The organism is Ruegeria sp. AA3 (genome assembly GCF_056542905.1).
Genome location: NZ_JBQGAQ010000019.1, coordinates 49338 through 57426, shown reverse-complemented (window position 1 = coordinate 57426; position 8089 = coordinate 49338). Strand labels below are relative to the sequence as shown.

Below are 8089 nucleotides of genomic sequence, written 5' to 3'. Positions count from 1 at the left end.
CGGATTGCAAATCCGTGTACACCGGTTCGATTCCGGTACTCGCCTCCATTTAAAAACAATCACTTACATCACTCCTTGCCGTGTTTGAGGCCCCGCGTTTACAGGGGCGTTTACATTTTTGTGTCTTGAGACAGTGATTTTGCTCGATTGAGCTTGCGCAAAACCGCATCGCTTTCGTCCGGGCTAACCTGCGCATAATGCTCGATTACCTGCGCCGCGTAGCGAACCGACCACCCCATCAGCACCGCAATCTGGCGCAAAGACAGATCGGCATTCAGCAATCTTGTCGCCGCCGTCCCGCGTGTATCAGACAGAGTCTTCTCCCTGCCGTCGATCCAAGGGGGGATCTGAGCTTCGCGCCGCCACTTGGTGATCTGGTTCGATGCCCAACGGGCCGTCAAAGGCCTGCCAAGCTCTGACACCAGCAACACCTCTTGGCCTTCCGGCGTCTCTGCGATCAATTTCTCAAGTGCCGATGTGGCAGGGATATATGCGATCTGGCCGCGCTTACTGGTCCTGAAACGAAGGCGCTTGCCGTGCGGCGTGTCTTCGAATTGGTCCATTTTGACCTGAACCAGATCGGCCGCTCGCAAACCGGTTTCGCATCCGGCGGTCAGGATCCTCTGCACCCATTTCGGTGCGTGCTTATTGAACTGAGCGATATCGCCGCTCGTCCAGATAATTTCTGTGCGGTTCGATTGGTAGAGTTTCTTGAGCTTGTGGCAGTGGTGCTCTTTCAGCTTCCCCTCTTCCACCGCCCAATTGAGGACGCGCGTCGCATGGGTGCCTGCCATATCGTGCTGCTTGGGCGAATGAAGCCACTTCTTGCGCCAATTGTTAACCTCGCCCCTTGAGGCGCGCTCTTCGAACATCGCGACAGGATCCGCACCGAACTCCTCGCGGAACAGTTCCAGCCATTTGCGGATATCAGCCTTTGAACGCTCAGCCTTGGGCAAGGACGCACTGGACAGAAAATCGTCGACCAAGTGAGTCGTCAGATATTCAGCCGGGCTCACGGGCGTACCGCACTGCGAAAACGCATGGAAGAATTCGGGCTCTTTGGGGTTCGGGTCCGTCCCCTCCCAAAATTTGGGGCCGCCCCGCCAGGCATAGAAATGGTAGCGAACACCAGACACAACTTTGCGCCGGACACGGTGGACGCCCTTGGGAAGGTTACTTCTGGGCACGGCGCGCTCTCCGCTGTGCAACGAGGCTCGGTTGCGAAGTGGCCTCGCGTTCTGCCGCGCTGATGCCCTGAACAGCATCCAATCGCGCGCGAATGAGTTTCGGGTCATACCACCCGCGCCGCCCTGGCACCGGAGCGATACCCGTCCTACGGCAGAAGTCATAGAAGGACGCGCTCGGCTCACTGTAGCCGAAGAGAAGCGCAAGCTCTGGGGTCGGAATCAGCTGAATATGGCTTGGGCTCATTTTTCAGCCCTCTCACCCACGGCTTCTTGCCGCGACATGGCTGCCCGCAAACAAGACACCACCTGAGCGCCCTGTGAGCGTAAGTTGCGCACAGCCTCCTCTTCGAGCCAGGCTTTCACGTCCGCTGGAAGGTTAAGTTTGAACTGGGTTGTCTTCATATTTACACCTCAACAAAAGGACATAAAATGTCCATACCATTGAGGACAAATATTGTCCATCATGCAATCATGAAAGAAGAAGCCTTGGTCCAATTCAAACTCTTGCTTCCTGCCGCGCTCAAGAAGCGTCTGGAAACGCATGCCACACTGAACCGGCGCAGCCTGTCTCAGGAAATCGTCGTCGCCCTAGAGGAGAAGTATCCGGCCGCAGAACCGGATGCGACATCCGATCCAGCGGCCCGTATGCTGTTCTGGCTCGCCAAACGCATCCGTCGAAGAAACCCAAAGCCTGGGACGCCAAGGGACAAACAAGCCGCGCTATATGAACGCATTGCGGGCGATATCGCGGAACGCATGAAAGACATCGGCGAATAACCCTAGTAGGCCACCCACTCATATCCGTGGTTGCCCTCGTGATCTTCCCATTCAACACCGACGCCACGCCGCCAACTCGATGACGAACAGCGCCGCGACGGCAGTACCCATTGCGGGGCGGCGGCTGGTGTCGTGCGGTGCCAGCCGAATTCGCCCTGCGTGCCATAGGTCCCGAGGCGCATGTTGTAGCTCTCAGAACAATCATCATCGCGACCACGTTCACGATGACTGTAGTGTCGAACATCCCAGACACGGATCGAGCGCACGAAATCGAATTCCAGACCGCTGATGTCGATATCGGCACTGCCTTCGACCACCTGAGCCAGGATGACTTGGCCAAGCGTCTGACTTGATTGGTTGCTGGCCTCCCAGACTTTAGGGGCAATACTTTGCAACGGCGCGCGCTCAGAAACCCCCATCGGGCAGCGCCAGATTTGCAACGGCGGCTCAATCGGCCAGGGCGTGATCCGGCGGATAAACACTGCTCGGGCGTGGGCACATTCTGCTGACGCGGGCCAACCACCGGCCAGGCAAAGCAGAATGGCGCAATCGACCTGATAGGCCTTTGCCGCCTGCGGGGCCACGGTTGAAAGAAGAGCCACGACAGCTCCGGCGCTCAAATTTCTGATAAGTCTGCACCACATATCAATAAATGCCTTCTGACTACATTACTGCATTATTGATACACTAGCTCCAATCTCAATCTCCACACCATATGCGAGCATAGTGTTTATGATGTTCGCGCGCGCTTTGTGGAATATATTCCGTAGAGCGGTTCTTGTGATCTGGCCGAATAGAGGCCATGAAATTACGGGAACGAGTAGGGTTAAATGTCCGGAATCTAAGAAGTTCCAGAGGATTGAGCCAAGAACAGCTAGCTTTGGCTGCGGATGTAGATCGCAGCTATATCAGCGAGATCGAACTCGCCAAAAATTCAGCATCAATCGATGTTCTGGAGCGGATCGCACTTGCTCTCGAAATCGACCCACAAGAGTTATTAAACAAGAGGGGCTGATATTGCCCGAAATTACGAGTGTTCGCTCAACGGCCGAAGCCATCGGCCGTATTTCATGCATCAAAACAGGTGAACAAATCGGCCTTCTGTATCGCTGGGACAACGGCGAGACGCAGGCTGCGTTGCACAATGACGGCGAGCCTATAGCGCAACACAACTCAGAGCTTTCCACTGAACCAGACATTGGTGGAAAACGCAGCTAACGGCCGGTTTGAGCCCATCTTTCCGATTTTCTGCGTTGCGGCCAATGGCGGCTTCATTTTCGGGCCGCAGCGGTCGCAAATCAAATGCTGATCTGCTCACGCATCAAGTAACGCGTCGATCACCGCACATTCTGGGACAGCATCGCCGGTGCATCGCGCAACTGTGTCCGACAAGACATGCTCGATGCGCTGCAGGTCCGCGATCTTGGCTCGAACGTCAGTCAGATGATCTTCCGCGATGATCTGAACCTCGGCGCAGGTCCGGGATTGCTCATCGACCAGCCCGAGCAGCCCGCGAACCTCTTCGAGAGAAAAACCGAGATCTCGGGACCGCATGACGAATTTCAGCCGTCTGACATGGGCGTTATCGTAGCTGCGATAGCCTTTCGTGCTGCGCGGCGGGTCCGGCATGATGCCGATCTTTTCGTAATAGCGGATGGTTTCAAGATTGCAGCCCGTTGCTCGTGCCAAATCACCCCGCCGAATTGATCTCACGCTTGTGTTACTCATTTCGCAAAAAAACCCCTTGAGCCTGTATCAACTACAGACCTTAGAACGGTGGAAACATCTGTTCAAGGAAGATTCGATGGAACAAAATTTGGCGGAACTTCCGCAATCTCGGTCGCAGAAAATTGGCGACGAAACCACCAAGGGATGGGGCGTGACCGGCCTCGGCGTCCTCGGTGCGCTGGCGATGACTTCTTGCTGCATCCTTCCATTGGTGCTGGTCAGTTTTGGCGTGACAGGCGTGTTCATCGCGCAGCTCGGAGCGCTCTATGCCTACAAATGGTACACCTTCGCGCTGAGCGCCGCGTTTTTGGGATACGGCTTCTACAAGGCTTACAAGCCTGTAGATGCCGAGGCCTGTGCCGATGGCACCTGCGCCCGCCCCATCGACCGCCGCATTATGCGCGCAACCCTCTGGGCCGCTTCCGCGATTGTCGCTGTCGCCATGATCTTTCCCTACATCACCCCCTTCATCCTGAAATTCTGAACGAGGACCAAGACCATGAAGCATCTTCTACTATCCGCCCTGACCATCGCCGCACTCTCGACTCCGGTCCTCGCTGAAGAGCGCGAGGTCGAGATCGCCGTCAGTGAACTGACATGCCCGTCCTGTTCATTCATCGTCGCCAGCTCGATGCGCGGTGTTCCGTCGGTCGAGATCGCCGCATTCGAGGACGGCCCCGAATACGGACAGGGTGTTTACAGCGTGACCTACGATGACGCCGAGACTTCAATCGAAAGCATCATTGGCGCGGTGACAGCCAATGGCTATCCGGCGCAGGTGCTGCCCGACACAGCCTCCTGAGCCGCCTGCAATGCGTGACAATCTGATGGGTGGCCTGCTGGCCTTCGGAATAGCAGCTCCGGTCGTGGTGGTCTGCTGCGGCGGCGGAACTGCCGTGCTTGCAGCGTTGTTCGGCGGCGTTGGGGCTTGGCTCTCTGGAATGAGTGGCATTGCCATGCTGGTTTTGGCGGGTCTGACCTACCTGATCCTCCGCGCACTGCGTCGTTCACACATGAAACGGGCCTCCAGCACCGAACCATCACGAAGAAAGACGGCCCATTGACTGACACACCAGAAAATCCCGACCGACTGCTGAAATGGGGGCTTGGCGGTGCGCTGTTCGCCGCGCTCTGCTGCTTTACGCCGTTTCTGGTCGTCATCATCGCTGGCGTCGGATTGTCGGCCCTATCGGGTTGGCTCGATTACGCCCTGTTCCCGCTGCTGTTTTTCAGCCTCGCCGTGGTGGCACAGGCCTTTTGGCTGCGCGCTGGCAAACCGGGACCGGCCCCGAAACTTTGGGCCACCGGCCTCGCGGTGGCCCTGTCGATCCTGATCATTCTTCTCGAATTCAGGTTCGCAATACGGATCACAATCGGCGTTTTCGCCGCCACAGCACTCTACGCGGTTCTGCTGAACCGTGCGCAAAAGAAAGGAACGCTCTAATGATGATGGGATGTTGCACCGCCACCGGTATGTTCTTCGGTCTTCTCGGCATGCTCACACCGCTGATCGCAATCGGCGCGGTCATTTATCTGTTCGCTGCCAAATCGAACAACCCCGAGTATGGTGAGGCGCGCTGAGATGAAAGACCTGAACAAAAACGACGATGGACAGGGCGGCTATGACCTGATCGTCCTCGGGGCGGGGTCGGCGGGTTTCTCCGCCGCAATTACCGGCGCGGATGCCGGAAAGCGCGTCGCTCTCGTGGGACATGGCACCATCGGCGGAACCTGCGTCAACGTGGGATGCGTGCCGTCCAAGGCGATGATCCGCGCGGCAGAGGCCGTGCACGGTGCGGGAGCTGCCAAACGGTTCCCCGGTCTATCAGGCCACGCGCAAGTCGATGACTGGCAGACGCTCGTTCAGTCCAAGGACGATCTGGTCGAGACCCTGCGCCAGAAGAAATACGCAGACCTTCTGCCGGAATATGAGGGTGTCGATTACATCGACGCCGGTCCCGCACGGCTGATCGAATGTGGCGTGACAGTCGGTGAGCGAACCCTGAAAGCACCGAGGACCATCATCGCCACGGGCGGGCGTCCCGTCCTGCCGACCATCGACGGCATCGAGGAAATCGGCGCGCTCGACAGCACCAGTCTTCTGGAGCTCGAAGTACTGCCGAAAAGCCTGATCTTCATCGGCGCGGGTTACATCGGCGCGGAACTGGCCCAGATGATGAGCCGCATGGGCGTGAAGGTCACGCTTGTCGCCCGTTCGCATCTGTTGCCCGGCGCGGAACCAGAGGTCTCGGAGGCATTGGCGGCGGCGTTCGAGGCCGAAGGCATCACCCTTCTGACCGGGTTAAGCTACGACACTGTGCGCCGCGACGACGCAGGCGTGACGCTACGCGTGATCCAGAACGGAAAGCCTGTCGAAGTGACAGCGGATCACCTCGTTTCGACCGCTGGCAGGCGGGCCAATACCGAAGATATGGGCCTGGACGCAATCGGCGTTAAAACAGACGCGCGTGGGTCCATCGTCGTCGGCGAGGACATGCAGACATCGGTGCGAGGCATCTATGCGGCGGGCGATGTGACCGACCGTGACCAGTTTGTCTATATGGCGGCCTACGGTGCAAAGCTCGCCGCCAAAAACGCGGTTCTCGGCGAAGACCATCGCTACGACAACGCCGCGATGCCCTGGGTGGTGTTTTCCGACCCTCAAGTTGCGGGCGTCGGTCTCGGTGAAGCCCAGGCTCGGGACGCGGGCTTCGACGTAAAGACGTCCATCGTGCCGCTCGATCAGGTGCCGCGCGCGCTGGCCGCACGCGACACGCGCGGATTGATCAAGCTGGTGGCGGACAGAAAGTCCGACCGACTGCTTGGCGGCCAGATCATCGCGCCCGAGGGGTCCGATACGATCCAGACCCTCGTTATGGCGCTGAAGTTCGGCATGACCACCAAGGCACTTGGCGAGACGGTCTTCCCCTATCTGACAACGGTAGAAGGGTTGAAGCTGGCGGCGCAAACCTTCGATATGGACGTGGCAAAGTTGAGCTGCTGCGCCGGATGAAGATCAGGACAAGGACCGGAGAATGAGCGAAGACTACGACCTGATCGTCATAGGGGCTGGCATGGCAGGCGTGGCCGCGGCGAACAAGTGTGGCGCAGCAGGATGGCGTGTGGCCATTGTCGATGCGCTGCCCTACGGCGGCACCTGCGCATTGCGCGGCTGCGATCCAAAGAAAATCCTGCGGCGCGGTGCGGAAATCATGGACGCGGCACGGCTCATGCAGGGCAAGGGGATCGATCCCGGTGATCTGTCGATCAACTGGGCCGATCTGATGGCACACAAGCGTGGCTTCACCGATCCCGTGCCGGACAAGATGGAAAAGGGCCTGTCGGGCAACGGCGTCGAAACCCTGCATGGAGCTGCCCGCTTCACGGGAGACAACACGCTGGAGGTCGATGGAACGGCATATCAGTCGGAACGGTTCCTCGTGGCCGCCGGTGCCATGCCCAGGCCGCTGAGCTTCACAGGGGCCGATCTCGTGATCGACAGCACGGATTTCCTCAACCTGGAGGCCCTTCCCAAACGGGTTCTTTTTATCGGCGGCGGCTTCGTGTCCTTCGAGTTTGCGCATATCGCCGCACGGGCCGGAGCCAACCCGATCATCGTGGATCGTGGCGCCCGGCCCTTACGCGGCTTCGATCCCGATCTGGTCGAAATGCTGATCGAGCGCGGCGCCGGTATCGGCGTGGACCTGATGCGCGAGACCGAAATCGTCTCGGTCGCGGAAACCAGTGGAGCATTCACTGTCGAGGTTGCGTCGGGCGATCAGACCCGGACAATCGAAACCGATTTGGTCGTGCATGGCGCGGGCCGGGTTGCAGCCCTGGCCGACCTGAATCTTGAGGCGGCTGGTGTTGACTACAGTGACAAGGGCATCGTTGTAGCCCCCCATCTGCAAAGCACGACAAACAGCGCGGTCTATGCCGCAGGAGATTCCGCCGACACCGATGGCATGCCGCTGACGCCGGTCGCAGTGATCGAAGGGAAGGTCGCGGCCTCCAACATGCTCAAAGACGCGCAAACCGCACCGGATTATGCCGGTATTCCGACGGCCGTCTTCACCGTTCCGGAAGTGGCGCGTGTCGGCATGTTGGAAGACGAGGCAAGGGACGCCGGGCATGACATAGATGTCCGGTTCACCGACACTGGCGGTTGGTATTCGAACTATCGGATCGGCGAAACCTCCGCCGCCGCGAAGATCCTCGTCGATAGGTCGAATGGCAAGATTCTCGGCGCGCACCTGTTCGGCCCGGAATACGGCGAGCTGATCAATTTCTTCGGGTTGGCGATCAAGCTGGGCCTGACGGCCAAGCAGCTTCAGTCGATGACGGCGGCCTATCCAAGTGTCGGATCGGACTTGGGGTCACTTCTTTAACGCAAGCGC

Annotated in this window: 14 protein-coding genes; 10 read left to right on the top strand and 4 right to left on the bottom strand. The window is 58.7% G+C overall.

Going from position 1 to position 8089, the window contains the following annotated elements; translation table 11 throughout:
* Positions 1–110: 110 nt before the first annotated feature.
* Both ACR0JR_RS21440 and ACR0JR_RS21435 read right to left on the bottom strand, forming a co-directional pair.
* Positions 111–1187: a tyrosine-type recombinase/integrase gene (locus tag ACR0JR_RS21440; protein ID WP_083498964.1), complete on the bottom strand. Its 1077-nt coding sequence runs from the start codon at positions 1185–1187 to the stop codon at positions 111–113.
* A 240-nt stretch (positions 1188–1427) separates the two neighbouring features.
* On the bottom strand, positions 1428–1589 hold the full coding sequence (locus ACR0JR_RS21435) for an Arc domain-containing protein (RefSeq protein ID WP_088634878.1): 162 nt from the start codon (positions 1587–1589) through the stop codon (positions 1428–1430).
* A gap of 69 nt (positions 1590–1658) precedes the next feature.
* On the opposite strand from ACR0JR_RS21435, the gene ACR0JR_RS21430 reads away from it, so the two are divergent.
* Positions 1659–1964 (top strand): hypothetical protein, encoded by a 306-nt coding sequence (locus ACR0JR_RS21430; protein WP_050673817.1) that lies wholly within the window; start codon positions 1659–1661, stop codon positions 1962–1964.
* Between the two features lie 2 nt (positions 1965–1966).
* On the opposite strand, the gene ACR0JR_RS21425 is transcribed toward ACR0JR_RS21430, so the two are convergent.
* Positions 1967–2608 carry a hypothetical protein gene (locus tag ACR0JR_RS21425; protein ID WP_480458061.1) on the bottom strand — a complete coding sequence of 214 codons (642 nt, stop codon included), beginning with the start codon at positions 2606–2608 and terminating at the stop codon, positions 1967–1969.
* A 158-nt stretch (positions 2609–2766) separates the two neighbouring features.
* Between ACR0JR_RS21425 and ACR0JR_RS21420 the strand changes: the two genes are divergently transcribed.
* Complete coding sequence (locus ACR0JR_RS21420; RefSeq protein ID WP_170349196.1) at positions 2767–2979, top strand: helix-turn-helix domain-containing protein; 213 nt, start codon at positions 2767–2769, stop codon at positions 2977–2979.
* A 2-nt stretch (positions 2980–2981) separates the two neighbouring features.
* Complete coding sequence (locus tag ACR0JR_RS21415; RefSeq protein WP_480458059.1) at positions 2982–3182, top strand: hypothetical protein; 201 nt, start codon at positions 2982–2984, stop codon at positions 3180–3182.
* A gap of 96 nt (positions 3183–3278) precedes the next feature.
* On the opposite strand, the gene ACR0JR_RS21410 is transcribed toward ACR0JR_RS21415, so the two are convergent.
* A complete protein-coding gene (locus ACR0JR_RS21410) occupies positions 3279–3692 on the bottom strand; it encodes a MerR family transcriptional regulator (RefSeq protein ID WP_170394715.1) in 414 nt (137 codons plus the stop codon).
* Between the two features lie 76 nt (positions 3693–3768).
* On the opposite strand from ACR0JR_RS21410, the gene ACR0JR_RS21405 reads away from it, so the two are divergent.
* Genes ACR0JR_RS21405 through ACR0JR_RS21375 form a run of 7 tightly spaced genes read left to right on the top strand, consistent with a single transcriptional unit; the run spans position 3769 to position 8080 of the window.
* A complete protein-coding gene (locus tag ACR0JR_RS21405; protein WP_235183693.1) occupies positions 3769–4176 on the top strand; it encodes a mercuric transporter MerT family protein in 408 nt (135 codons plus the stop codon).
* 15 nt (positions 4177–4191) lie between these two features.
* Complete coding sequence (locus tag ACR0JR_RS21400; RefSeq protein ID WP_037941656.1) at positions 4192–4494, top strand: heavy-metal-associated domain-containing protein; 303 nt, start codon at positions 4192–4194, stop codon at positions 4492–4494.
* A gap of 10 nt (positions 4495–4504) precedes the next feature.
* The gene (locus tag ACR0JR_RS21395) at positions 4505–4756 is read left to right on the top strand and encodes a hypothetical protein (RefSeq protein ID WP_138058777.1); all 252 of its coding nucleotides are present in this window, start codon (positions 4505–4507) and stop codon (positions 4754–4756) included.
* A complete protein-coding gene (merF, locus tag ACR0JR_RS21390; RefSeq protein WP_037941655.1) occupies positions 4753–5136 on the top strand; it encodes a mercury resistance system transport protein MerF in 384 nt (127 codons plus the stop codon). Before ACR0JR_RS21395 ends, merF begins: the two co-directional genes overlap by 4 nt.
* Entirely contained in the window at positions 5136–5273 is a 138-nt protein-coding gene (locus tag ACR0JR_RS21385) for a hypothetical protein (protein WP_153218051.1), read from the top strand. The genes merF and ACR0JR_RS21385 overlap by 1 nt, the downstream gene beginning before the upstream one ends.
* 1 nt (position 5274) lies before the next feature.
* Complete coding sequence (gene merA / locus ACR0JR_RS21380) at positions 5275–6705, top strand: mercury(II) reductase (RefSeq protein ID WP_235183683.1); 1431 nt, start codon at positions 5275–5277, stop codon at positions 6703–6705.
* A gap of 22 nt (positions 6706–6727) precedes the next feature.
* The gene (locus tag ACR0JR_RS21375) at positions 6728–8080 is read left to right on the top strand and encodes a dihydrolipoyl dehydrogenase family protein (protein ID WP_480458058.1); all 1353 of its coding nucleotides are present in this window, start codon (positions 6728–6730) and stop codon (positions 8078–8080) included.
* Positions 8081–8089 lie beyond the last annotated feature (9 nt).

Bases quoted from the DNA above. Each gene is read 5' to 3' on its own strand.
- ACR0JR_RS21435 (WP_088634878.1), bottom strand. From the start codon at position 1,589: ATGAAGACAACCCAGTTCAAACTTAACCTTCCAGCGGACGTGAAAGCC.
- ACR0JR_RS21430 (WP_050673817.1), top strand. From the start codon at position 1,659: ATGAAAGAAGAAGCCTTGGTCCAATTCAAACTCTTGCTTCCTGCCGCG.
- ACR0JR_RS21425 (WP_480458061.1), bottom strand. From the start codon at position 2,608: ATGTGGTGCAGACTTATCAGAAATTTGAGCGCCGGAGCTGTCGTGGCT.
- ACR0JR_RS21420 (WP_170349196.1), top strand. From the start codon at position 2,767: ATGAAATTACGGGAACGAGTAGGGTTAAATGTCCGGAATCTAAGAAGT.
- ACR0JR_RS21410 (WP_170394715.1), bottom strand. From the start codon at position 3,692: ATGAGTAACACAAGCGTGAGATCAATTCGGCGGGGTGATTTGGCACGA.
- ACR0JR_RS21405 (WP_235183693.1), top strand. From the start codon at position 3,769: ATGGAACAAAATTTGGCGGAACTTCCGCAATCTCGGTCGCAGAAAATT.
- ACR0JR_RS21400 (WP_037941656.1), top strand. From the start codon at position 4,192: ATGAAGCATCTTCTACTATCCGCCCTGACCATCGCCGCACTCTCGACT.
- ACR0JR_RS21395 (WP_138058777.1), top strand. From the start codon at position 4,505: ATGCGTGACAATCTGATGGGTGGCCTGCTGGCCTTCGGAATAGCAGCT.
- ACR0JR_RS21385 (WP_153218051.1), top strand. From the start codon at position 5,136: ATGATGATGGGATGTTGCACCGCCACCGGTATGTTCTTCGGTCTTCTC.
- merA (WP_235183683.1), top strand. From the start codon at position 5,275: ATGAAAGACCTGAACAAAAACGACGATGGACAGGGCGGCTATGACCTG.
- ACR0JR_RS21375 (WP_480458058.1), top strand. From the start codon at position 6,728: ATGAGCGAAGACTACGACCTGATCGTCATAGGGGCTGGCATGGCAGGC.